Origin of the sequence: Curtobacterium sp. PhB190 (genome assembly GCF_004365385.1) — a bacterium.
In the GTDB taxonomy this organism is placed as follows: Bacteria; Actinomycetota; Actinomycetes; order Actinomycetales; family Microbacteriaceae; genus Curtobacterium.
This window is the reverse complement of record NZ_SODN01000003.1, coordinates 358,705-381,837: the sequence shown is the minus strand read 5'-3', so window position 1 is coordinate 381,837 and position 23,133 is coordinate 358,705. Positions and strand designations below refer to the sequence as shown.

The window sequence follows — 23,133 nt, the reverse complement described above, 5'->3', positions numbered from 1 at the left end:
GTTACTTCAGGACCGGGGTGTTGGTCTCCGAGGAGAGCCACTTGGTCTGCAGGTCCTCGAGCGTGCCGTCGTCCGTCAGCGACTTGAGTGCCTTGTCCACCTTGCTCGTGAGCTCCGAGCCCTTCGGCAGGACGAAACCGAACTGGTCGCCCTTGCCGTCCGACGGGAACTGCGCCGACACCGTGCCGTCGTCGAGCTGCGCTGCCGCCATGTAGAACGCCGTCGGCAGGTCGGTGACGATCGCGTCGATCTGGCCCGACTTCAGTGCGAGGACGGCGTCGTCGTTCGAGTTGAAGACCTGCGGGGTGATCCCGAGCACGCTCTTCACGCTCGCGATCGACGTGGACCCGGTGGCGACGCCGATGGCGTCCTTCTTGAGCGCGGCGATGCTCGTGTCGTCGACGGCCTTCGAGGTGCTGGTCGTCACCACGGCCTGCGTGGTCGTGTAGTACGCGCTCGACATGTCGACGGCCTTCTTGCGCTTCGCGTCGATCGAGAACTGCTGGACGTTGAGGTCCCAGTCCTTCGGGCCCGGTGCGATCGCGCTGTCGAAGGTGCTGCGCTTCCACACGACGTCGGACTTGGCGTAGCCCATCTCCTTCGCGACCGCGTAGGCGACGGCGGACTCGAAGCCCTTGCCGGACTCCGGCTTGTTGTCCTCGATCCACGGCGAGTACGCCGGCTCACCGGTGGCGACCGTCAGCTTGCCGTCGGTGACGGTGCCGTCTTCGTTGCTGCCGCTGCCGGCGGCGCACGACGTCAGGGCGAGGGCGGCGACCGCGGCTGTTGCGACGGCGAGGGTGAGGCGGAGGGATCGGGTCACGGTCGGGCCTTCGTGCGAGGGGGGTGGGGGCAGGTCGAAGTGTACTTCGCGGTGGGATACCAACGCGACTCCGGGCGCTCCTCGTGACCCGGTCTCGTGTCACACACCAGTCGACGGGTCGACGTCTGGCTGGTAATCTGGCGACGCGGGCTGAACCGAGCGCATGCTCGGCTGAGGTCTGAGATCAAGGGGCGTCCCAGCACGGGGCGCCCCCTTTCTGCGCTCTGGACCTCCTCCGCTCTGTCCCGCAGAACGACGGCGTCGTGCCGAGCGCACCAGGCGATCAGCCGAGATCTGCAGTCACAGCCGGTCGCGCATCAGCCTCCGATGCCAACCCAACGTCGACGACGCGGGAGGTCACGGCAACGACTTCCCGTCCGGCCAAGAGACGGGTTGCCTAGATCGCTGTCGCCGTGCAGTATGTGTGCATCCGGTAACACTTCACCGGCTACTCAAGGGTGAGAGATGACCAAGAAGAACACATTTTGTGCTGTACTCGTGTCGACCGCGGTCGCGGCTTCAGTGCTGGCACCCGCCGTCCCGGCACATGCAAGCGATGAACTCCTACGGGCCGCGATCCCGCCGCACGTCGTGGTCGATGGGAGCTTTGATCCCGACAGTGAGGTCGTAATGGTCGGCGACGGCCCCACGACCCAGTCCGGTAACTGTAAGGACCGCGCCTTCACGGTGCTACCGGTCATGGGCCAGTCCGTCAACGGCTGCAACGTGATCGGCTGGAACGCCGCAGCGCGGGCCCCGTACAAGTGGTACAAGCACATGGGTACCACCAACCCCTGCATCTGGGGCAAGGGGTTCAACTCCAAGCACGCACCCACCTGGACGGCGATCGGCTGTGGCTCGGGGCAGACGAAGACCGTTCCGTGGGGCAATGTTGCCGGCACCAAGAAGATGAAGGGGCTCACCGCGGTCGGCTGGGCCGGCGTGCAGTGGCAGTGACACGGCACAGCATGCGGCGACGCGGGCTCGGGGTCATCGCCTCGAGCTGCGTCGCCGCAGCTCTTCTGTCGGGTTGCGCATCCGGCGAACTTCGAGCGGCTCCTTCCGGCCCGGCGCCCCGGCCCGACGAGCCTGCGCTCGACGTGGCTTCGATGCAGTCGATCGCTGATCAGCTCCGCGATTCCGTGCCGTGCGACGACGCCGACGCGTTGCTCGATGACCTTGCCTTCTGGGACGCGATGCGGGGATTCGATTGCTTCAACGGTGGTGATGCAACGTTCGTCCGCGCCTACGCTCACACCGCGTCCGTTCCGCAGACGCTTGAGGACTGGGCCGACACGTTCAACGGGGAACGTGCCGTCGCTCGCGGTGAGAACTGGTACGTGATCGGACCACCTGCCATCGTCGCGGCGTTGGACGCTCCTCCAGACGCGCCGAAGATCGCCGGGGATGCCGGGTCCCCCACGAAGCTGACAGCGGAGCAGGACTACCTCACCACCTGCACGCAGTTCGTCGCGAGCGAGGGAGAGCGGTACGTGAACCATCCGAGTGGGCGCAACGAGACAGCGGCCCAGTACGACAGGTTGTTCCCGGCCGTCACTGCCGAAGTGCACGCAGCAGTCGACAGCCTCGGCAGGGACCGCATCCGCAAGGTCCCGGACACGGAGCGATGGGTAGCAGCGCTCTCACCGATCGGTCCTCGCCTCAAGGCGAAGTGCGCGACCGCGTACGAGAAGGTGGCCGCCACCGTGAGTCCAGTCGAGGGAAGCCCATGACGAGCACGTCCAGGCCTGCTTCGGAGCGCACCGCGGTCGCGACCACCGGAACGATCGCATCACTCAGCAGCACCGTCCTGTCCGTCGACAACCTGCTCGGCTTCGGTGGCTCCCACCTGTTCGGCTTCGGCGCGGCGGCGTTCTTCGTCGCGTTGGCCGTGCTCGGTGGATCGGCCTGCATGGTGTTCGCAGTGCGTGGACGTGATCTCGCACCCGGCGTCGCCGCCGCATCCGTGGCGGGGTTCGTCGTGACACAGTCGCCAGCTCTCGGCACCGATCTGTGGCTCCCGCTGTCGACCGCGTTGCACGCGCTCGTGCCGCTGGCGTTCGCGGCCTCCGCGCTCGTCACATGGAGCAGATCTCCGATGAAGGTGCTGCGCGTGGGGTCGTCGCTCACGGCGATCCTGGCGGTGTCGTGGGCGGTGGGCGGGTTCGTGCCGCTGTGGCTCGAGTTGTTCCTGGCCCTGCAGGCGGCAACGCTGCTCGCAACCACGGCCCTCATGGCCGGCCCGTTGCTTCCACGTGTTGCTGGCTTCGTGCGCAACATCTGGGACAACGCAGCAATCCGCTGACCAACCTTCACCACTCGACGCCGCGGTCACGCAAGTGATAGGTCAGTCGGCCATCGTGAAGTCCTCGAACGAGAAGCCCGGCGACACCAGGCAGCTCAGCAGCACCTCGCCGTCGTTCGGGATCGTCCGCTGCCACACGCCGCCGCGCACGAACGCCTGTGCGTCGTTCACCCGGTCACGTCCGGCGTCGGGCCCGAGGGTGATCCGCGCGCCGGGCTCGGGAGCATCGCCGGAGCCGCCGAGTTCGAGCTCCACGGTGTCCGGACCGTGCCACATCCAGATCTCGTCGCTCGTCACCCGGTGCCAGGCCGAGGCCTCGCCCGGGGGCAGCAGGAAGTGGATCAGGGTCGCGGCGGGGCGGTCCCCCGCGGGCGTCGTCACCGTGGCCGGCGAGGTCCAGGTGCGGACGTACCAACCGCCCTCGGGGTGCGGTTCCATGCCGAGGGCGATGGCGCGCTTCGGCACGTCGAGCCACTCGATCAGTTCGCCGTCGACGGTGCGACGGGCGGCCATGCCGGGGCGGGGTGCGGTCTCGGTCATGATTCCTCCACAGGGATGACAGGGCGAGCGGGGCGGTCGGGCGACGACGTGGGCACGCCGGTCAGTGCTCCGTCGACGGCGCGGACGACCCCACGGATGACGGTCGCGGACGCACGCCCGGCCCCGTCCTCGACGAGCTCGGCGAGTGCGTCGGGCACGGTGCGGGCATCGACGTCGAAGGCGGCCAGGTCGGCGCGGGCCCCCACGGCGAGGTGGCCGATGCGGTCCGGCCCGACGGCGAGTCCCATGGCGTGCGCACCACCGAGCGTCGCCGCCGACAGGAGCCGCTCGTGCAGGTCGCGGTGGCCGTACCCCTGAGCACGGGCGATCCGGTGCAACGCCGTGACGTCGGCCATCAGGTCGAGGGACGGTGACGACGACAGCGAGTCGGTGCCGATGGCGATCGGGCTGCCCTCGCGCAGGTAGTCGGCGACCGGTGGCGGATCGAGGCCGATGACGGCGTTCGAACGCGGGCACAGTGCGACTGCGGTGCCGCGAGCGCGCAGGAGCGCCCGGTCGGCAGCGGTCATGTAGACGCCGTGCGCGATGTGGCAGTCCGGGCCGAGCACCCCGAGCCGGTCGACGAACGCGGTGGCGCTCGCCCCGAACCCGAGTGCCCGGAGCGCCCGGAACGAGGGCACGTTCGCCAGGTGCCAGTCGTTGCCGTGGCCGACGCCGTCGACGCCGTCGAGTCCGGGGACCGGTCCGAGGGCGATGCGCTCACCTTCGAAGGCGGCCTCGCCGAGGTGCAGGTGCAGGCGGAGCCCACGCTGCCGGACGATGTCGGGGAGTTCGAGGAGGGGCGCGACCTCGAGCGAGTACGGCGCATGCGGCGACAGACCGGCGCCGGGGTTCGTCGGGATCCGGGCGAGTTCGTCGAGCACCTGGTCGCGGCCGTGCGACTGCCAGGCGTCGTTCTCCCAGTCCATCACCTCCCAGTAGGCGATGCCGCCGAGCCCGGCATCCTCGAGCGCGGTGGAGGCCTCGATGTCGGTGACGATGTCCGCGATGCTCGTGACGCCCCCGCGGATCGAGGCGGCGGCACCAGCGGCTGCTTCGGCCCGCCAGTCGTGCGGTTCGGCGTAGTCCTGGTTGAACGCGGACGCCCAGTCCTCGAAACCGTTGTACTGGCCTCGGCCGACACTGGCCATGCCGGTGTACTGCAGGTGCGAGTGCGCGTTGACGAGGCCCGGCAGGAGGGCTCCGCGCCACTGCCGTTCGGTGAACGTCGCACCCGAGCCGGCGAGCTGGTCGACGACCCAGGACCGGTCGCCGACGTGCAGGATGCGGCCGTCCTGCACGGCGACGGCACCGTCGGCGATCGGGGGCGCGGTCATCGGCACGACGACGCGCGCCGAGTGCACGACGACGGAGTGGTCGGCACGCGGGTGCGTGGCGCTCGGGGGCGCGGTGCTCGGGCGCGACTCGCTCATGCGGGGTCTCCGAAACGGCGCGTCCGGACGTCCGGCTCGCGGTCCGCAGGGTGTTCGGCTGGAAGGCCGGGAGGAACGGGGCGCGCTCCGAACGCGGCGAGCGCCGTGCGGGCGGTCGCGTCGTCGACCGCGGGATCGATGGGCACGACGGCTCGCTCCAGTTCGTCGCCGCGCTCCAGCAGCATGCGGACGGCCCCGAGCTGCGCGGCGAAGGACAGGTCCATGATCTCGATCGGGTTGCCCTCGGCCGCCGTGATGTTGATGCAGCCGCCGCGGTCGAGCACGATGGGTCCGCCCTCGGCGTCGGGGAACACGAGGCGCTCGGCCTTCGGACCCACCGGCCGCAGTTCGGCACCGGCGGCGCGGGCGTCGTCGAGCGCGACCTCGTGGTCGACCCCGCCCGCGACGGCGACGACGGCCCCGTCCGCGCACGAGCGCAGCACGCGCAGGTCGATGGTGTCGGCGACCCCGGTGGCGCTCACCACGAGGTCGGCGTCCTGCACCGCCTCGGCGAGCGGTGCGACGGCGTGGCCGGCGAACAGCGCCTGCAGGGCGCGCACCGGGTCGGTCTCGGCGACCGTGACCCGGAACCCGAGGGCGGAGAGCACCAACGCGACCCCCTCGCCGACGTGCCCGAACCCGGCGACGACCGCCGCGCCTCCCGAGATCGCTCGGTGCGTACCGGACGGGAGCCCGTCGACCAGGTCGAGCATCGCGAACACCGTCGACTGCCCGGTGCCGTACCGGTTGTCGAAGAACGTCTTGGTGCGGGCGTCGTTGACGGCGACCACGGGGATGCCGAGCTCGCCCCGCGACGCCATCACGCGCAGGGGTCGGAGGCCGCTCGTGGTCTCCTCGGCCGCGCCGAGCATCGTCGGCAGCAGGTCCGGACGCTCCTGGTGGGCGAGCCGGATGACGTGGGAACCGTCGTCGAGCAGGATGTGCGGCCGGGTGTCGAGCATCGCGAGGGCGAGCGCCTTCTGCTCCGGCAGCGAGGCCGTGCTGCTCGCGTGCACCGTGAGCCCCGCTGCCCGGAGCGACGCGGCCACGGCGTCGTCGGTCTCGTCGGCGTGCGCGTAGACGACGACCTCGGCACCGGCGTCGCGGAGGAGCAGGCTCAGCACCGCCGTCTTCGGCTCGAGGAACATCGCGACGCCGATGCGGGTGCCGCGCAGGAGTCCGCCGTCGCGGAGTTCGGCGGCGACCGCGCGCGAGACGGGCATCGAGCGCCGTGCCCAGCGCAGCCGGGCGTCGGCGGCCGGGTCGTCCTCGGGGTCGCGGCCGGTGGAGACCAGGAAGACGTCGTCGGAGAGCATGGGGACGCCGAGCACGCCGGGGCGGGCGGTGACGACGGGGCCGAAGGCGTCCTCGTCGACCGCGGGCAGGTGCCGGCCGGCGTCGATCACGATGAGCGTGGCGCCGCGGGGGCGGTCCGCCTCGCGCTCGATGACGGGGGTGGAGTCCTCGGGGGAACCGAGGCACCAGAGCTGGTCGATCGGTTCGTGCTCCGCGGCCGGGCGCGCACCGAGGCCGGTCAGCAGGCCGTCCAGCGCCGACGCGTCGCGGGGGTCGCCACCGACGATGCGGAACCGACGGGCTGCGACGAGCAGGTTCGTGACCGCGGCGAAGCGCCGGACGTCCGCCGACGCCCAGGATCGCGTCTCGGGGTCGGGTCCTGGCGGCATGCCCCAATCGTAGGGAATGCGCGGGGGTCCGCCGACGTACTCTCTGGGCATGAGCGATGCATCCACGACCGAAGTGTTCGACAAGGTGACGATGTTCGGCGCGGACTGGTGCCGCGACTGCCGCCGGTCCAAGGCGCTGCTCGACACCCTCGGCGTCGACTACGAGTACGTCGACGTCGAGCAGGACCTGTCGGCGGCCGACCGTGCCGAGGCGATCAGCGGGCGGAAGAACATCCCCGTCGTGGTGCTGCCGAACGGCAAGCACTTCGTCGAGCCGTCCGACGCCGAGCTGCGCGCCGAGCTCGAGGCCTCCGGCGCCGTCTGAGCCGCGGGCGGCTCGGCCGGCCGGCCGCTTCCGCGAAAGCGACAGTCTGTCGCCGAACATCGGCGGCAGCCTGTCGCGCTGGCGGCACCGACCGTGCGACGGGACGAGATCTGTCGCCTTCGCGGGATGCTCTGGGATCAACCCGGCCGGGAGGCGCGGTGCGCGCCCGACGCGCACCGTGCCTCCCGGCCGTGGTCGTGTCCAGAGCCCACCTGTCGCCGTCGGGCGCGGGTGACGCTTTCGCGAAAGCGACAGTGTGCCGCCGAACATCGGCGGCACACTGTCGCTCTGGCGGACCGGACCGGCAGGTGCGGCGACTTCTGTCGCTTTCGCACCAAGCACATCGAGCACCGGGCGGACATCGGATGAATCGGGCATCATGAGGGCGTGATCATCGACGCTCACCACCACCTCTGGGACCCCGCCGACCGGCCGTACCCCTGGATGGACGACTCCGTCGCCCCGATCCGCCGCCGGTTCGACGTGGACGACCTCCGCGCAGCGACGCAGGACACCGGCGTGACGCGGACCATCGTCGTGCAGGCCGTGCACGATTCCGACGAGACGGCCTGGCTCCTCGAGCAGCCCCGACCGGTCGCGGGCGTCGTCGGCTGGGTGGACCTGACCGCGCCGGACGTGGCGGACCGGATCGCCGCCGTCCGTGCGCTCCCCGGCGGTGATCGCCTCGTCGGCATCCGGCACCTGGCACAGGACGAGCCGGACCCCGGCTGGCTCGGCCGCCCCGACGTCGCCCGCGGGGTGCGAGCCCTCGCCGGTGCCGGCCTGGTGTTCGACTTGCTCGTCCGCGCCCGAGAGCACTCGGCCGCGCTGGCCCTGGTCGACGCCGTCCCCGACGCATCGTTCGTGCTGGACCACGCCGGCAAACCATCGATCGACACGGGTGACCCGGCCTGGCTCGGACGGATGGCCGACTTCGCCGCACGCCCGAACGTCACGTGCAAGGTCTCCGGCCTGCTCACCGAGGCCGGACCGGACTGGCGCGACCGCCCGGTCGGCCGGTACGCCCGCGAGGTCGTGGAGCAGTTCGGCCCCGAGCGGTCGCTGTTCGGCTCGGACTGGCCGGTCTCGACCCTGGCGACCGGGTACGCGGCGGTCGTGCAGCGGACGACGGACGCACTCGCCGACCTGTCGACGACCGAGCACGACGCCGTCTTCGGCGGCACCGCGGCGCGCATCTACCTTGTCCCGAGGACCACGCAGACATAGGATGTTTCTGGTTGCACTGGCGCAGCCGGAGAGCGAGGAACGATGCAGTTCGCACGACTCGGCCCGGCGGGGAGCGAGATCCCCGTGGCCATCGACACCGACGGCGAGGTCTTCGACCTCCGCTCGATCACCAGTGACATCAGCGGGTCCTTCCTGGCCTCGGACCCGGTCGGCCGCGTCGACCACGCCCGCAGCGCCGGCGACCTGACGATCATCGGCCGAGACCGGGCCGACGGCATGCGCCGCGGGGCACCGATCGCCCGCCCCGGCAAGGTCGTCTGCATCGGCTTGAACTACCGCGACCACGCCGCCGAGACCGGTGCCGACATCCCCACCGAACCGATCGTGTTCATGAAGGACCCGATGACGGTGATCGGCCCCGACGACGAGGTCCTGATCCCCCGGAACAGCACGAAGACCGACTGGGAGATCGAGCTCGCGATCGTCATCGGCCGCACGGCTCGGTACTGCGAGACCGATGCGGACGCCGAGGCCTCCATCGCCGGCTACGCCATCGCGAACGACGTGTCCGAGCGGGAGTTCCAGCTCGAACGCGGCGGGCAGTGGGACAAGGGGAAGTCCTGCGAGACCTTCAACCCGCTCGGACCGTGGCTGGTGACGCCCGGGTCGCTCGCCGCCGCCGGCCTCGACCCCGCGGCACTCGCGCTCCGGCTGACCGTCAACGGCGAGGTCCGGCAGGACGGCACCACCGCCGACATGATCTTCCGTCCTGTGGAGATCGTCCGGTACCTGTCGCAGTTCATGGTGCTGTACCCCGGCGACGTCATCAGCACGGGGACCCCGGCGGGCGTCGCGCTGGCCGGACACGCGCCCTACCTGCAGCCCGGCGACGTCGTCGAGCTCACCGCCGACGGGCTCGGCTCGCAGCGCCAGACGGTCGGAGCAGCCTGATGGCGGACGCAACCGGCAGCGCCGGCGGCGCTCGCAGCGCCGGCAGCCACGACGGCGTCCGGGCCATCGTCACCGGGGGCGCGTCCGGCATCGGCGCAGCGATCGCCGCCGCCCTGCGGGATCGCGGTGCGACGGTCGCCGTGCTCGACCTGCAGCCGTCGACCGCAGAGGGGTTCCTCTCCATCACGTGCGACGTCAGCGACGACGCCTCGGTCCGCGCCGCCGTCGCCACCGCCGTCGAGCAGCTCGGCGGCCTCGACGTCCTGGTCAACAACGCCGGCATCGGCGCCCAGGGCACGGTCGAGGACAACGACGACGACGAGTGGCGCCGCGTGTACGAGGTCAACGTCCTCGGCGCCGTCCGGCTGTCGCGGGCCGCGCTCCCCCACCTGCGGGCGTCGGGCAACGCGAGCATCGTGAACACCTGCTCGATCGCCGCCACCGCCGGGCTGCCCCAGCGGGCGCTCTACTCGGCGACCAAGGGTGCGATCGCCGCCCTCACCCGCGCGATGGCCGCCGACCACATCCGCGAGGGCATCCGCGTCAACGCCGTCAACCCCGGCACCGCCGACACCCCCTGGGTCGCGCGGCTGCTGTCCACCGCGGGCGACCCGGCCGCCGAACGCGCAGCGCTCGAGGCCCGGCAGCCGCACGGCCGGCTCGTGCAGGCGGAGGAGGTCGCCGAGGCGGTCGCCTACCTGACGAGCCCGCTCGCCCGGTCCACGACGGGCGTCGACCTGGCCGTCGACGGCGGGATGCAGGCCCTCCGGCTGCGGCCCGCCTGATGGTCGGGCCGTGACGACCGGGAGGCCCGGCTATCGTCGACCTGTCGGCTCGCGTCCGCGAGCTGGCCGGGATCAGGAGGTGGTGACGTGGCGTCGCTGACCGACGATGCGATCGCACGCATCCAGCAGATGATCGTGAGCGGTGAGCTCCAACCCGGGCAGCGCCTCCCGCCCGAGAAGGAACTGAGCGAGTCGCTCGGCCTGTCCCGGAACAGCCTGCGCGAAGCGGTGAAGGCCCTCGAGCTCATCCGCGTGCTCGACGTCCGCCGCGGCGACGGCACCTACGTGACGTCGCTGGAACCCGGCGTGCTGCTCGAGGCGGTGTCGTTCGTCGTCGACATGCACCACGACCGGTCCCTCGTCGACCTGCTCGAGGTCCGCCGCATCCTCGAGCCCGCGTCCGCCGTCCTGGCGACCGCGCGGGCCTCGGAGCAGCAGATCGACGAGCTCGCCACGCTGATGCAGTCCGTCGGCGAGGACACCGGCGTCGAGGACCTCGTCGCGCACGACCTGCTGTTCCACTCGACCATCGCGGGCATCGGCGGCAACCAGTACCTGTCCGGACTGCTCGACGCCCTGTCGAGCAAGACCGTGCGGGTGCGGGTCTGGCGGGGACTGACGCAGAACGGCTCGGTGCAGCGCACCCTCGACGAGCACGCCGCCATCGTGGACGCCATCCGACGCCGGGATCCGCAGCTCGTGCAGGCGCTCGTGGTGTCGCACGTCGAGGGCGTCGAGCGCTGGTTGCGGCGCTCACTCGACTGAAACCGAGAACGCGTGCAGCCGGGTGGGTGTTGTGTCGGTCGTCGGCCCCGACTCCGGCAACCATGCCGCGGCAACCGCACCCACGAGGAGGAAACCGTGCTCGGTCTCATCATCAGCTTGATCATCGTCGGACTCATCGCCGGCGCCATCGCCCGGCTCGTCGTCCCCGGCAAGCAGCACATCTCGATCCCCATGACCATCCTGCTGGGCATCATCGGCTCGTTCGTGGGCGGGTTCCTCGGGTTCCTGATCTTCCAGCACGACCCGATGGACGGCTTCTTCCAGCCGGCCGGCATCATCGGTTCGATCATCGGCGCCATCATCGTGCTGATCATCTACATCCGCTTCTCGGGTCGCAGCGCCAAGACCCGCTAGGCAGGTCTCGGCGGGTACGACTCGCTGCACAACCAAAGTCACCCCGAACCGCGCATCCGTGCGGTTCGGGGTGATTTTGGTTGTGCGGGGCTCAGGCGGTGAGCAGGCCCGCGGCGCGGAGGTCGTCCCACAGGGTCTCCGGAACGACGGCCGCAGCCCGCTCGACGTTCGAGCGCACCTGCTCGGCGGACTGCACGCCGAGGGCGATCGCGGCGACCGCAGCAGCACGACGCGGGAACGCCAGCGCCGCCTCGGGCAGCGTGACCCCGTGCCGCTCGCAGACGTCGGCGATCGCGTTCGCCCGCGCGACGAGTGCCGCCGGTGCCGTGGCGTAGTCGTAGGTCGCCGTGGCGTCCGGCCGGTCCCGCCCGAGCAGTCCCGAGTTGTAGACCCCGACCGCGACGACCGCGACGCCGAGCGAGGCGCACCGGGCGACGAGCTCCGCCGCCGGCTGCTCCAGGAGCGTGTACCGGCCCGCGAGCATGACCACGTCGCACAGCCCGGTGGACACCGCGGCGTCGAGGGCCTCGACCGAGTTCGACCCGACGCCGACGGCCCGGACCACGCCGTCGTCCCGCAGCTCGGCGAGCGTCGGCAGCGCCTGCGTCAGGCCGTCCTCGAGCGAGTAGACGTCGGGGTCGTGCAGGTACGCGACGTCGACGTGGTCGAGCCCGAGCCGTCCGAGCGACTCGTCCAGTGACCGCCGCACGCCCGACGGCGACGGGTCCCACTGCCGCACGGTGTCGTTCGGCACCGCGAACCCGCCGGAGGCCAGGTCGTCCCCGTCGCCACGCCCGGGGACGAGCAGCCGCCCGACCTTCGTCGACACCAGGAACGAGTCGCGCGGACGGTCGGCGAGCGCCGCCCCGAGTCTCCGCTCCGACAGCCCGAGGCCGTAGTGCGGCGCGGTGTCGAACCCGCGCACGCCGGCGTCCCACGCCGCGTCGACGGTGGCACGGGCGTCGTCGTCGGACACCGGGCGCAGCAGGTTGCCGATGCCGGCGCCGCCGAACCAGAACGGGCCGCGGTCGAGGTCGAGGTCGAGGTCCGTCATGCGTCCACCTGGTCCGCCAGGGACCAGACCCGCGGCACGCCGTCGTCGTTCCCCGAGTAGTCGTCGTCGGCCTCGAGCAGCGGGTTGATGGTCTCCTGCCATTCCGCGTTGACGGGGTCGTCGGCGAGCGCCCGGCGCATCGCGCGGTAGTCCTCGACCTCGATGAGGTGGACCAGGTCCTGCCCGTCGCGCCACACCGTCCAGTCGTGCACCCCGGCATCACGCAGCCGGGCCGCGAGCGCGGGCGGGATCGACGCGTGCACGGCGTCGTACGCGGCCTCGTTCCCCGCCCGCAGTCGGGTCCTCGACAGGATGCGCTGCATCAGTCGCGCAGGAACAGCTCGACGACCGGCACGGCGACGTCGGGTCGCACGATCGGCAGCGTGAGCGTCAGCGTCCCCGCCGGCTGCCCGCCGAGCCCGGTGTTCTGCGCACGGGTCCCGGGCGGGATCTCGCGGAAGTGCAGCTCCGACGCATCGTTGAGCAGCTGGGCGTAGGCGACTCGGCCGGCCAGGTCGGGAAGGTGCACGTGCTCGAACGGCCACGCGAACAGGTGCAGGTACAGGCGGTTGCCGTTCTGCGTGTACACGCTGTTGCGCGGTGCGACGAACGACGACGGCCCGGCGCCGTAGACGGAACGGGCGTGCTGGTGCATCCACGTCCCGATGCCGTCGAGGGTCTGGCGCGAGACCCCGTCGAACTCGCCACGACCGGTGGGGCCGATGTTGAGCAGCATGTTCCCGTTGTTCGAGACGCCGTCGACGAGCATGCGGACGAGCAGGTCGACGGGCTTGAGGTTCACGTTGTCGCGGTCGTAGCCCCACGATCCGTTGAGCGTCTGGCAGGCCTCCCACGGCACCTGGGCGCCGTCGACCTCCATCGGCTTGTCGGGCTGGTACTGCTCCGGGGTGACGATGTCGCCCGGCAGGTCGAGCCGGTCGTTGACGATGATGCCGGGCTGGAGCCGTCTGGTCAGTTCGAGCAGCTCCGAGGATCCCCAGTCGTTGCGACCCTTGCCGCCCCAGATGTCCTCGTGGTCGTTGTCGCGGTACGAGAAGTCGTAGAACAGGTAGTCGACCTGCCCGTAGTCGGTGAGCAGCTCCTCGACCTGCCCGTGCAGGTACTCCCGGTAGCGCGACATGTCGCGGCCCTGGTTGAACGCCTCGATCTCCTCGGGCGAGTCGTCGCGCCGGGGGTGCACGCCGTCGACGGTGAAGTCCGGGTGGTGCCAGTCGATGAGCGAGTGGTAGAAGCCGACCCGCAGTCCCTCGGCCCGGACGGCGTCGACGAACTCGCGCACGATGTCGCGGCCGAACGGGGTGTTCGTGGACTTGTAGTCGGTGAGCTTGCTGTCCCAGAGGCAGAAGCCCTCGTGGTGCTTCGTGGTGAGCACGACGTACTTCATGCCGGCTTCGCGAGCACGGCGGGCCCAGTCGGCGGCGTCGAACAGGTCGGGGTCGAAGTGGTCGAAGTACTTCTGGTAGTCGGCGTCGGTGATCCGTTCGCGGTTCTTCACCCACTCGTGCCGTGCCGGCAGGGCGTACAGCCCCCAGTGGATGAACATGCCGAACCGGTCGTGGGTGAACCAGGCGGGCAGGCCGCTCGCGTCGGTCGCGGTCTGCGGCTCTGCAGGTGCGGTGATGGTCATGAGGCCAGTGTTCCTTTCAGAGGGGGGAGGGGTGTCACCGGCCGCCGAGGCCGCTGGTGACGATGCCCTTGACGAGGTGCTTCTGCAGCAGGACGAGCAGGATCACGGTGGGCAGCATCGAGATCACCGAGGCCGCCATCACGAGGTTCCACTCGGAGCCCTGCTGGCCGAAGAACTGCTGCAGGCCGAGTGGGATGGTGCCCCGGGCCTCGACGTCGTTGACGATGACGAGGGGCCAGAGGAACGAGTTCCAGTACGAGATGAACGAGAACACCGCGAGGACGGCCATGGTCGGTCGGGCGAGCGGCATCATCACCGAGAAGAAGGTCCGGATCGCGCCGGCTCCGTCGACCCGGGCGGCGTCGTCGAGTTCCTGCGGCACGGTCAGGAAGAACTGCCGGACCAGGAACGCGCCGAGGGCCGTGAACGCCCACGGGATGATGAGTGCCTGGAACGTGTCGACCCAGCCGAAGCCCTGCATCATCACGTACATCGGGATGACGAGGACGTCCTGCGGGATCATCAGTGTGACGAGGAACAGCAGGAACACCGTGTTCCGGCCGCGCCAGCGCAACCGTGAGAACGCGTACCCGGAGAGCACGGCCACGGCGACGTTGATCGCCGTCCCGACCGCCGCAACGAAGACGCCGTTGAGGATGAAGCGGGCGAACGGCAGGTAGGTGAACGCCTGCACGTAGTTGTCCCACTCGAGCGAGCGACCCCAGAGCGTCGGCGGGGTGGTGAACACCTGGTCGGCGGGCTTGAGGCTCGTCGCGACCATGTAGATGAGCGGCGAGACGAACAGGAGCGTGACGAGGCAGAGCAGGGCGTACCCGATCGCGTGCCGGACCCGCCCCGGTCGTGGCGCGGACTTCGTCCTGGCGACGGCACGGGGGTTGACCGTCCGGTTCGACGTGGTGGCACCGACGTGCCCGCGGACCGCTTCACTCATAGTGCACCCACCGCTTCTGCCCGAGGAACTGGACGGCCGTGATCCCGAGGATGATGACGAACAGCACCCAGGCGCCGGCCGAGGCCAGACCGAGCTGCTGGTTCTGGAAGCCGGTGTTGTAGATGTACTGCACGAGGGTCTCCGTCGCGGTGCCCGGCCCGCCCTTGGTGAGGACGAACGGCTGCACGAACACCTGGAACGAGGTGATCAGCGTCATCATCGTCGCGAAGAACACGGACGGCGAGATGAGCGGGAACTTGATGGCCCAGAAGGTCTGCCAGGCGTTCGCGCCGTCGAGCTGCGAGGCCTCGATCTGGTTCTCCGGCACGGCGTCGAGCGCCGCCGAGAAGATCAGCATGTTGTAGCCGAAGCCTTGCCAGACGCTCATCGCGACGATGGCGAGCATCGCCCAGTGCTCGTCGGCGAGGAAGTTCGGCGCGTGCACGCCCACGGTGGACTGCAGTGACGCGTCGATCGCCCCACCGGGCTGGTACAGCATCCGCCACACCACGACGTTCGCGACGATCGGCGTGATGGTCGGGATGAAGAACAGGACGCGGAAGACGTGCCGGCCGGCGATCCGCGGCGTCAGCCAAGCGGCGAGCCCGAGCGACACGACGAGGTTGAGGGGCACGTAGAGCACCACGAACAGCGCCGTGTTGAGGGCGACGGTGCGGAAGACCGGGTCGGCGAAGAGCCGGGCGTAGTTCTCGATGCCGGCCCAACTGCGCTCGCCGAGCATCGGCCAGTTCATGAAGCTGACGACGAGTGAGGCGACGATCGGGAACGCCGTGAAGACGACGAGTCCGATCGAGTGCGGTGCCGCGAACGCGGCGCCCCACCAGGAGCGGCGCCCGAGTGCGCTCGTGTCCTCGCCGTCCTTCCGCCGCGGGGTGGCGGCTCCGACCGCGATCGCGGTCGCGACCGCGGGGACGGCCGCTTCGGCCGGTGGGTCCTGGATGGTGGTCATGCGACGACCTCCTCGTCGTTCGCGCGGTCCTGAACAGGGGATGGATCGGACGGGAGGCCCGTGGCGGGGCCGCAACGGGCCTCCCGTCCGATCACTGGTTCAGCTGGTCACTGCGTGCCGAGCTGGCCGGCGATGGAGGACATCGTCTCCTTGCCGGAGGTCTGCCCGTTCACCGCCTGCAGCGCGTACTGCGTGAACAGCTGGGAGAGCTGGTCGCTCTGCTTGTTCCCGAGGAGCGGCGAGGACTTCGCGAGCCCTGCCTTGAGCGCGGCCTCGGCGCCGTCGATGCCGGCGCTGGAGTACCACGCCGACTGGGCCGCGGTGCGGCCGGGGAAGGCTCGTCCCGCTTCGGCGAGCGAGGTCAGGACCTTCTCGCTGGTCATCGTCTGGACGGCCTTGAACGCCTGCTCCGGGTACTTGCACTGCTTCGAGACACCGAAGCCGGAGCCGGCGGCGAAGGTCGACGGACCGGACGTCCCCGCGGGGAGCGTCGTGACCCCGAGGTCGAACTTCACCTTGGCCTTCTGGCTGATGAGCGACCACGGACCGTCGGTGTACATCGCGACCTTGCCGGCGGCGAAGTCGTTGCCCGGCGTCGACGCGTCCGACGACGCCTGCGTCGCGTAGCCCTTCTCCACCAGTGTCGAGAGCCAGTCGAGGCCGTCCGCGAACTTCGCGTTCGACGCGTCGAGCTCGCCGTCGGACGTGATCACCCGGCCACCGTTGTAGCCGTAGACCATCGACTCGAGGTTGAGGTCGCCCACCGTCGAACCGAACATGGTGACGCCCTTCGCCTTGAGCGCGGCGCCCGCCGCCTCGAAGTCGTCGACGGTCCATCCCGGCTTCGGCTCGGCCACGCCGGCCTTCGTGAAGACGTCCTTGTTGTAGAACATCATGATGGGGCCGGTGTCGTAGGGCAGGCCGTAGAGCTTCCCGTCGACCTTCATGCCGTCGAGCGCGGTGCTGTCGAACGCGGACAGGTCGGTGCCGTCCTGCTTCGCGAGGTCGTCGAGCGGCAGCAGCGACGACGTGTAGTTCGCGGTGCGGAGCGACTGCATGCTCACGACGCACTGGGCGCCGCCTGCACTCAACTGCGTGCTGAGCTTCGTGAAGTAGTTCTCGAACGGCGCGCCCTGGATCGTCAGGGTGATGTCGTCCTCGCTCTTCACGGTGTCGGCGACCTTCTGCCAGGCGGCCTTGTCCTCCTTCCCGGCGATCCACATGGACCAGGTCAGGGCGTCCTTCGACTGGCTTCCACCGGCACTGCTGCCGGAGGAACAGCCGGTGAGCACGAGGGCCGCGGCAGCTGCTGCCGCGAGCCCGGTGATGATGCGTCGTCGTTGCATCGGAGTCTCCACTTCGTCGTGGTGATGGGGTGTGTGGGGTGGTGGGATCAGGCGACGCGGACCGCGTCGGGGACCGTCTCCGTGTCGACCACGGCCCAGGCCGGGCCGTCCGGGAACGCGTAGGCGTCGAGGGAGTCGGCGAGCATCTCGGTGCCGGCTCCCGGAGCGGTCGGCGGCCAGTAGCGGCCGTCGTGGACGTCCACCGGGGTCACGAAGTGCTCGTGCAGGTGGTCGACGAACTCGATGCAGCGGGTGTCGAGGTCGCCGGTCAGCGCGACGGCGTCGAACATCGACAGGTGCTGCACCGCCTCGCACAGGCCGACCCCGCCGGCGTGCGGGCACACCCGGACGCCGTGCTTCGCGGCGAGCAGCAGGATCGCGAGGTTCTCGTTGACCCCAGCGACCCGGGTGGCATCGATCTGCAGCACGCTCATCGACCCGGCCTGGATGAGCTGCTTCGCGATCACCCGGTTGGCCATGTGCTCGCCGGTCGCGACCGGGATCGGGGCGATGCGCCGGGCGATCTCGGCGTGCCCGAGGACGTCGTCGGGGCTCGTGGGTTCCTCGACCCAGGCAAGGTCGAACGGGCTCAGCCGTTCGATCCAGGTGACGGCCTCGTCGACGTCCCACCGCTGGTTGGCGTCGACCGCGATGCGGATGTCGGGGCCGACCGTGGCGCGGGCGATGCCCATTCGGCGGACGTCCTCGTCGAGGTCGCCGCCGACCTTGAGCTTGATCTGCTCGAAGCCCTCGTCGACGGCCTCGCGGCAGAGCCGGGCGAGCTTCTCGTCGTCGTAGCCGAGCCAGCCCGGGGTCGTCGTGTACGCCTGGTAGCCCTGCGCTTCGAGCCGGGCCCGACGGGTCGCGCGGTGCGGTTCGGCAGCCCGGAACAGCTCGAGCGCCTCGTCCGGGGTGATCGCGTCGGTGAGGTACCGGAAGTCCACCAGGTCGACGAGTTCCTCGGGGCTCAGGTCCGCCAGCAGCGCCCACAGCGGCTGTCCCGCGCGCTTGGCTCGGAGGTCCCAGAGCGCGTTCACCACGGCGCCGATCGCCATGTGCATGACGCCTTTCTCCGGGCCGAGCCAGCGCAGCTGCGAGTCGTGGACCATCGCGCGCCAGGTGCCGCCCATGTCGGCGAGGACCGCTTCGGCGTCGACGCCGACCACGTGCCCGCGCAGGGCGGCGATCGCGGCTTCCTGCACCTCGTTGCCGCGGCCGATCGTGAACACGAAGCCCGTGCCGACGTGTCCGTCCAGGGCGTCGGTCGTGATCTCGACGTACGCGGCGGAGTAGTCGGGCGCGGGGTTCATGGCGTCGGATCCGTCGTGCTCCCGAGAGGTCGGGAAACGGATGTCGCGCACGTGCAGACCGGTGATGCGGCTCATTCGTGTCTCCTGCCGTCCGGTCTCCGTCGACCGAACGAGGCAATCAAAACATCGGATGTCTCGCGCGTCAAGAGAACTCTTCGTCACGTTCTGGTCTCGAACGGGGCCGAGTCGTCGGATGGCTGCGCGGCTTGCGCTTGCGTGGCCGATCCGCCAAAGCGACAGATCCCCGCCAACTGTTCGCGGAGATCTGTCGCTTTCGCGAAACCGTCGACAGCGGAGCACGCGCATCTGTCGCTTCGGCGGGGGCGACCGGTCGCGCCTCAGGCGGAGGCGAGCCGGCCCATCTCGGCCACCACGCCGCGGAGGCGGTCCGCCAGCTCGTCGCGCGAGCCGTCGGCGAAGCGGTGTGCCGACTCGATGAGCGCCGCCATGACGAGCGTCACCGCGGTCCGCGCGGAGTCCACGTCGGTGCGCTCGGCGGCGACCGTGAACACGGCGAGCCGGGCACGCGCCATCCACTGCAGCATCGCGGGCACCATCTCCGGTCGCGCCTGCACGAGTTCCTTCATGCGACGGCGGTCCGCCGGCAGTGTCACCGTGCGGGCGACGAGGTCGCAGAGGTCCGACACGAGCGGGCCCTCCGCGGTCAGGAACGCCTGTCGTGCCACCTCGGGCACCGAGCTCTCGGGGAGCCCGAGTGCCGCGTCGCCCTTCGACGGGAAGTAGTTGAAGAAGGTGCGGGGCGAGACGCCGGCGTCGGCGCAGATCTCCTCGACCGTGACGCCGGCCAGGCCCCGGTCGGAGACCAGGGCCAGCGCGGCCTGGTGGATCGCGTGCCGGGTCTGCTGCTTCTTGCGTTCCCGCAGGCCACTGTCGCCTGCCGGGTGCGATTCGATCGTGCTCACTGCTGCTCCTGGTGCGGGTCGGGGCCTCCCGTCTGGTGACGAGAGGCCCCGGTGGCCAGTCCTACGCGCGGTCCCGCTGCACGGGGATCGATCCGGTGACGGGCGCCGTGGGCGACCCCATCGTGTCGGCCGCCTTGACGGCCTGCACCTCGAGGTCATCAGCGGTGCCGGCCTGGTCGGCCTGCTCCTGCAGGGCCGAGCTCTTGCGGAGCGGCGGCGCCTTGAAGAACCAGCTGAGGATGAACGCCAGCAGGATCACGGCGAAGCCGACCCAGTAGACGGTCACGGCCGACGCGTTGAAGCCGGTCATGAACGGCTTGGTCAGCGCCGGGGTCGCACCGTTGAGGTAGGACGTGTCGCTCGTCTCGCTGCTCGAGCTGCTGCCGTCGCCGGCTCCCTTGTCGATCTGCTTCGACAGTTCGGGGGCGAGCTCGCCGACCCAGTACGAGCGCTGCGAGGCGTCCGACCAGTCGACCACGAGCTTGCCGTCCTGCACGCTGGCGTGCGCCTTGTCGGCTGCGGCGGTGAGGGCCTGCTGCTGCGCGGCCTCCGGGGCGCCGGTCGTCGCAGCGTTGACCTGCGCGGTGGCCTGGTCGAGGCCGGACTGCACCTGCGACTTCACCGGGGTGACGATCGGGTTCCAGATCTGCTCCATGACGCCCGCGTTCGCCTTCGCCGTGGCGACGGTCGGGTTCAGGGCGGCGTCGAGCGCACCGGACAGGTTCTTCTGGTCCGCGGTGGCGTGCAGGATGTTCGCCGGCATGATCGAGAACAGGATGCTGAGCAGCACCGCCGTACCGAGCGTTCCACCGATCTGGCGGAAGAACGTGGCGGACGACGTCGCCACACCCATGTCCCGCGGCTGCACGGAGTTCTGGGAGGCGAGGGTGATGCTCTGCATGAGCTGCCCGAGGCCGAGGCCGATCAGGAACATGCCGATCATCAGGAACCAGAGCGGCTTGTCGATCGTCATGAACGTCAGGACGACGTAGCCGACCGAGACCAGGGCCGTGCCGATCACCGGGAAGATCCGGTAGCGACCGGTGCGGGCGACGATCTGCCCCGAGGCGATCGAGGCGATCATCAGACCACCGATCATCGGCAGGGTCGCGAAGCCGGACTCCGTCGGGGTCAGCCCCGTGACGATCTGCAGGTACAGCGGGATGGTCAGCATGGCGCCGAACATCGCGAAGCCGACCAGGAACCCGAGGATCGTGGCCATCGAGAAGGTGCCCGAGCGGAACAGCTTGAGCGGGATGATCGCGTCGTCCTTCATCAGGGTCTCGATCACCAGGAAGGCGACGAGCCCGAGCGCACCGATCACGTAGCAGGCGATGGCGCCGGCCGAACCCCACCCCCAGGTGCGGCCCTGTTCGGCCACGAGCAGGAGCGGGACGAGCGTCGCGATCACCGAGGTGGCACCCCACCAGTCGATGCGCGGCTTCGCCTTGGCGTCACCGAACTTCGGCAGGTGCAGGAAGGCGATGACCATCAGGAGCGCCGCGACGCCGATCGGCACGTTGATCAGGAAGACCCAGCGCCAGCCGGTGACACCGAGGATCGTGCTCGCGCCGGCGAACAGGCCACCGATGAGCGGCCCGATGACGGACGAGATGCCGAAGACCGCGAGGAAGTAGCCCTGGTACTTGGCACGCTCACGCGGGGCGAGGATGTCACCCATGATCGCGAGCGGCAGCGACATCAGCGCACCGGCACCGATGCCCTGGAAGGCACGGAACGCGGCGAGCATGATCATCGAGGTCGACATCGTCGAGAGCAGCGAGCCGAGGATGAAGACCGCGATGCCGAAGATGTAGAGCGGGCGGCGCCCGAAGACGTCGGAGAGCTTGCCGTAGATCGGCGTCGTGATGGTCGACGCGATGAGGTACGCGGTCGTGACCCACGCCTGCTGGTCGAGGCCGTGCAGGTCGTCGCCGATGGTGCGGATCGCGGTGCCGACGATCGTCTGGTCGAGCGACGACAGGAACATGCCGGCCATGAGGCCGTAGATGACGAGCAGGATCTGACGGTGCGACATGATCGGCTTGCCCGGCGTGCTGGCCGGGGAGTCGTGTCGTCCGCGCGACACCTCGACGGGTGCGGTGGCAGTAGACATGGGGGTCCTTCAGGGGTGCGTGGTGGTCGTCGTGCGGGCAAGGGACGCCGGAGCGTGTGTGGCGGGCCGTCGAACGGCGGGTCAACCTTGCAGACGCTGCAACTTTACATCATCAGCACGTTTGCTGCCAACGCAAACTTGCCGTCCGTGCACGTTCGTGAACGGCTTCTCAGGTAGCGTCGTCGGCCATGGGGCGAACTGCGTGGACGGACGTGCCGGTGATCCTGCGCGACCGGGTGGAACAGATCCTCGGCGGAGCGGTGACGACCACCGAGTCCCAGACCGCCGGGTGGTCGCCGGGGAGTGCCGACCGTGTGGTCACGGCGACGGGGCGACGGGCGTTCGTCAAGACGGTCTCGCGATCGCGGAACGCCGATGCCTTCGCCCTGCACCGCCGGGAAGCCCGCGTGGTGGCGCAGCTGCCGTCGACCGTGCAGGCACCACCCCTGCTGGACGCCTTCGACGCCACCGTGGACGGCGACGAGTGGGTCGTCCTGGTCCTCGACGACATCGAGGGCAAGCACCCCGGGGCAGCACTCGACGGCAGCGACACCGCGGCGGTGCTCGATGCGCTGGACACCCTGCCGCCGGCGACCGGCGACCTCGGCACGCTCCCCCGGATCGCCGACGACCTGCGCCACGAGTTCGGCGCCTGGGACCGGATTCTCGGCGACCCGACCCTGGCCGACCGGGTGGCCGAGGTCGTGCCGGCACACGTCCTCACCGCCGGACCCGCGATCGCCCGAGCCGCCGACCGAGCAGCGGCACTCGTCGACGGCGACCACCTCGTGCACGCCGACTGCCGCGCCGACAACCTGCTCGTCGACGGTTCCGGGGTCGTCTGGGTCGTGGACTGGCCGTGGGCGAGCATCGGCGCGCACTGGCTCGACCCGCTGACCTACCTGATCGACACACTCGTCCGCGGCGAGGACACCGACGTCGAGCACCACCTCGCCACCCATCCGGTGTTCGCCGGCGTGCCTACCGCTACGGTCGACGCCGTGCTCGCCGGTCTCGCCGGACTGTTCTTCGAGCACGCACTGCCCCCGGCACCGCCGAACATGCCGACCATCCGTGACTTCCAACGGCGCGAGGGTCTCGCCGCGGCGGAGTGGTTGCTCCGCCGGTGGGACACGACACCGCACTGACGACGGGCGACAGGCGTCGGGTACCCCGTCTGTCCAGCAAGCGCGGCGCCCCGGAGCGTACGGTCCCCCGCATGACTGATGAGCACCGCACTCCGCGTCCCGAAGACGACGCAGCGCGCCTCGGTCTCGTCGTCGTCGGAGAAGCAGCAGCGCTGCACTCCGGTGACGAGGCGGCACTGGACGCGAGCGAACAGAACATCCGCGACACCATCGAGGAGATGATCGACGAGCCCCTGACCCCACGCCAGGAGCAGGTGATCGAACGTCTGGCGTCCGCCGGCGGGACCCTCACCGCCGGACTCAGCGGTGCGCTCGCGGCGCAGACCGGACGGAGCGTCGACGACATCCTCGAGGGTGCGGCCCGCAGCGTCGTGTGGCAGCAGCGGCTCGCTGACCAGCGCGAGGACGCCGGTGGCCAGCAGCGCGAGCGCCGGGACGAGAACGGGCGCGACGAGGACTGATCCTCGCCACGCCCGCCCAGGGTACCGCTG

At 70.3% G+C, this 23,133-nt stretch carries 24 protein-coding genes; 11 read left to right on the top strand and 13 right to left on the bottom strand.

All coding sequences use genetic code 11. The annotated features are described in order from the left end of the window. Position 1: 1 nt before the first annotated feature. Entirely contained in the window at positions 2-823 is an 822-nt protein-coding gene (locus tag EDF47_RS07130) for an ABC transporter substrate-binding protein (RefSeq protein WP_123293348.1), read from the bottom strand. A 465-nt stretch (positions 824-1,288) separates the two neighbouring features. Between EDF47_RS07130 and EDF47_RS07125 the strand changes: the two genes are divergently transcribed. The 3 genes from EDF47_RS07125 to EDF47_RS07115 all read left to right on the top strand — a co-directional run bounded on the left by EDF47_RS07125 (position 1,289) and on the right by EDF47_RS07115 (position 3,128). Further along, positions 1,289-1,780, top strand: a complete 492-nt coding sequence (locus tag EDF47_RS07125) for a hypothetical protein (RefSeq protein WP_131877413.1) — start codon at positions 1,289-1,291, stop codon at positions 1,778-1,780. Positions 1,781-1,923: 143 nt separating this feature from the next. Beyond that, positions 1,924-2,556 (top strand): hypothetical protein, encoded by a 633-nt coding sequence (locus EDF47_RS07120; RefSeq protein ID WP_131877415.1) that lies wholly within the window; start codon positions 1,924-1,926, stop codon positions 2,554-2,556. Further along, positions 2,553-3,128: a hypothetical protein gene (locus tag EDF47_RS07115; RefSeq protein ID WP_123312089.1), complete on the top strand. Its 576-nt coding sequence runs from the start codon at positions 2,553-2,555 to the stop codon at positions 3,126-3,128. Before EDF47_RS07120 ends, EDF47_RS07115 begins: the two co-directional genes overlap by 4 nt. Before the next feature lie 42 nt (positions 3,129-3,170). Here EDF47_RS07115 and EDF47_RS07110 read toward each other — a convergent pair whose 3' ends face one another. The 3 genes from EDF47_RS07110 to EDF47_RS07100 are packed head-to-tail and all read right to left on the bottom strand — an operon-like array spanning position 3,171 to position 6,786. After that, the gene (locus EDF47_RS07110) at positions 3,171-3,668 is read right to left on the bottom strand and encodes a cupin domain-containing protein (RefSeq protein ID WP_235035774.1); all 498 of its coding nucleotides are present in this window, start codon (positions 3,666-3,668) and stop codon (positions 3,171-3,173) included. Beyond that, a complete protein-coding gene (locus tag EDF47_RS07105; RefSeq protein ID WP_347812841.1) occupies positions 3,665-5,101 on the bottom strand; it encodes an amidohydrolase family protein in 1,437 nt (478 codons plus the stop codon). The genes EDF47_RS07110 and EDF47_RS07105 overlap by 4 nt, the downstream gene beginning before the upstream one ends. Further along, positions 5,098-6,786 (bottom strand): adenosylhomocysteinase, encoded by a 1,689-nt coding sequence (locus EDF47_RS07100; RefSeq protein WP_165932295.1) that lies wholly within the window; start codon positions 6,784-6,786, stop codon positions 5,098-5,100. The genes EDF47_RS07105 and EDF47_RS07100 overlap by 4 nt, the downstream gene beginning before the upstream one ends. Positions 6,787-6,835: 49 nt before the next feature. On the opposite strand from EDF47_RS07100, the gene EDF47_RS07095 reads away from it, so the two are divergent. The 6 genes from EDF47_RS07095 (at position 6,836) to EDF47_RS07070 (ending at position 11,175) form a co-directional block, all read left to right on the top strand. Beyond that, on the top strand, positions 6,836-7,111 hold the full coding sequence (locus EDF47_RS07095) for a glutaredoxin domain-containing protein (protein ID WP_123340820.1): 276 nt from the start codon (positions 6,836-6,838) through the stop codon (positions 7,109-7,111). A 387-nt stretch (positions 7,112-7,498) separates the two neighbouring features. Next, on the top strand, positions 7,499-8,338 hold the full coding sequence (locus tag EDF47_RS07090; RefSeq protein ID WP_131877419.1) for an amidohydrolase family protein: 840 nt from the start codon (positions 7,499-7,501) through the stop codon (positions 8,336-8,338). Positions 8,339-8,380: 42 nt separating this feature from the next. Further along, positions 8,381-9,250, top strand: coding sequence for a fumarylacetoacetate hydrolase family protein (locus EDF47_RS07085; RefSeq protein WP_131877421.1), 870 nt, complete (start codon positions 8,381-8,383; stop codon positions 9,248-9,250). Further along, positions 9,250-10,035 carry an SDR family oxidoreductase gene (locus tag EDF47_RS07080; protein WP_131877423.1) on the top strand — a complete coding sequence of 262 codons (786 nt, stop codon included), beginning with the start codon at positions 9,250-9,252 and terminating at the stop codon, positions 10,033-10,035. The genes EDF47_RS07085 and EDF47_RS07080 overlap by 1 nt, the downstream gene beginning before the upstream one ends. 87 nt (positions 10,036-10,122) lie before the next feature. Next, entirely contained in the window at positions 10,123-10,800 is a 678-nt protein-coding gene (locus tag EDF47_RS07075; protein WP_111086323.1) for a FadR/GntR family transcriptional regulator, read from the top strand. Positions 10,801-10,896: 96 nt separating this feature from the next. Next, entirely contained in the window at positions 10,897-11,175 is a 279-nt protein-coding gene (locus tag EDF47_RS07070) for a GlsB/YeaQ/YmgE family stress response membrane protein (RefSeq protein ID WP_123936825.1), read from the top strand. A 91-nt stretch (positions 11,176-11,266) separates the two neighbouring features. On the opposite strand, the gene EDF47_RS07065 is transcribed toward EDF47_RS07070, so the two are convergent. The 9 genes from EDF47_RS07065 to EDF47_RS07025 all read right to left on the bottom strand — a co-directional run bounded on the left by EDF47_RS07065 (position 11,267) and on the right by EDF47_RS07025 (position 21,494). Next, the gene (locus EDF47_RS07065) at positions 11,267-12,229 is read right to left on the bottom strand and encodes an aldo/keto reductase (protein WP_131877425.1); all 963 of its coding nucleotides are present in this window, start codon (positions 12,227-12,229) and stop codon (positions 11,267-11,269) included. Continuing rightward, positions 12,226-12,552: an L-rhamnose mutarotase gene (locus EDF47_RS07060; protein WP_111086326.1), complete on the bottom strand. Its 327-nt coding sequence runs from the start codon at positions 12,550-12,552 to the stop codon at positions 12,226-12,228. The genes EDF47_RS07065 and EDF47_RS07060 overlap by 4 nt, the downstream gene beginning before the upstream one ends. Then, positions 12,552-13,877: an alpha-L-fucosidase gene (locus EDF47_RS07055; protein WP_131877427.1), complete on the bottom strand. Its 1,326-nt coding sequence runs from the start codon at positions 13,875-13,877 to the stop codon at positions 12,552-12,554. The genes EDF47_RS07060 and EDF47_RS07055 overlap by 1 nt, the downstream gene beginning before the upstream one ends. 34 nt (positions 13,878-13,911) lie before the next feature. Then, complete coding sequence (locus EDF47_RS07050) at positions 13,912-14,829, bottom strand: carbohydrate ABC transporter permease (protein WP_123936827.1); 918 nt, start codon at positions 14,827-14,829, stop codon at positions 13,912-13,914. After that, positions 14,822-15,799: a sugar ABC transporter permease gene (locus EDF47_RS07045; protein ID WP_123936828.1), complete on the bottom strand. Its 978-nt coding sequence runs from the start codon at positions 15,797-15,799 to the stop codon at positions 14,822-14,824. Before EDF47_RS07045 ends, EDF47_RS07050 begins: the two co-directional genes overlap by 8 nt. Positions 15,800-15,906: 107 nt before the next feature. Further along, the gene (locus tag EDF47_RS07040; protein WP_235035775.1) at positions 15,907-17,145 is read right to left on the bottom strand and encodes a sugar ABC transporter substrate-binding protein; all 1,239 of its coding nucleotides are present in this window, start codon (positions 17,143-17,145) and stop codon (positions 15,907-15,909) included. A 47-nt stretch (positions 17,146-17,192) separates the two neighbouring features. Further along, entirely contained in the window at positions 17,193-18,530 is a 1,338-nt protein-coding gene (locus EDF47_RS07035; RefSeq protein WP_131877429.1) for an enolase C-terminal domain-like protein, read from the bottom strand. A gap of 263 nt (positions 18,531-18,793) precedes the next feature. Continuing rightward, positions 18,794-19,378, bottom strand: coding sequence for a TetR family transcriptional regulator (locus tag EDF47_RS07030; protein ID WP_131877431.1), 585 nt, complete (start codon positions 19,376-19,378; stop codon positions 18,794-18,796). Between the two features lie 61 nt (positions 19,379-19,439). Continuing rightward, on the bottom strand, positions 19,440-21,494 hold the full coding sequence (locus tag EDF47_RS07025; protein ID WP_131877433.1) for an MDR family MFS transporter: 2,055 nt from the start codon (positions 21,492-21,494) through the stop codon (positions 19,440-19,442). Between the two features lie 188 nt (positions 21,495-21,682). On the opposite strand from EDF47_RS07025, the gene EDF47_RS07020 reads away from it, so the two are divergent. Continuing rightward, a complete protein-coding gene (locus tag EDF47_RS07020; protein WP_131877435.1) occupies positions 21,683-22,642 on the top strand; it encodes a phosphotransferase in 960 nt (319 codons plus the stop codon). Between the two features lie 71 nt (positions 22,643-22,713). Next, a complete protein-coding gene (locus EDF47_RS07015; protein WP_133938852.1) occupies positions 22,714-23,103 on the top strand; it encodes a hypothetical protein in 390 nt (129 codons plus the stop codon). Positions 23,104-23,133: the final 30 nt, after the last annotated feature.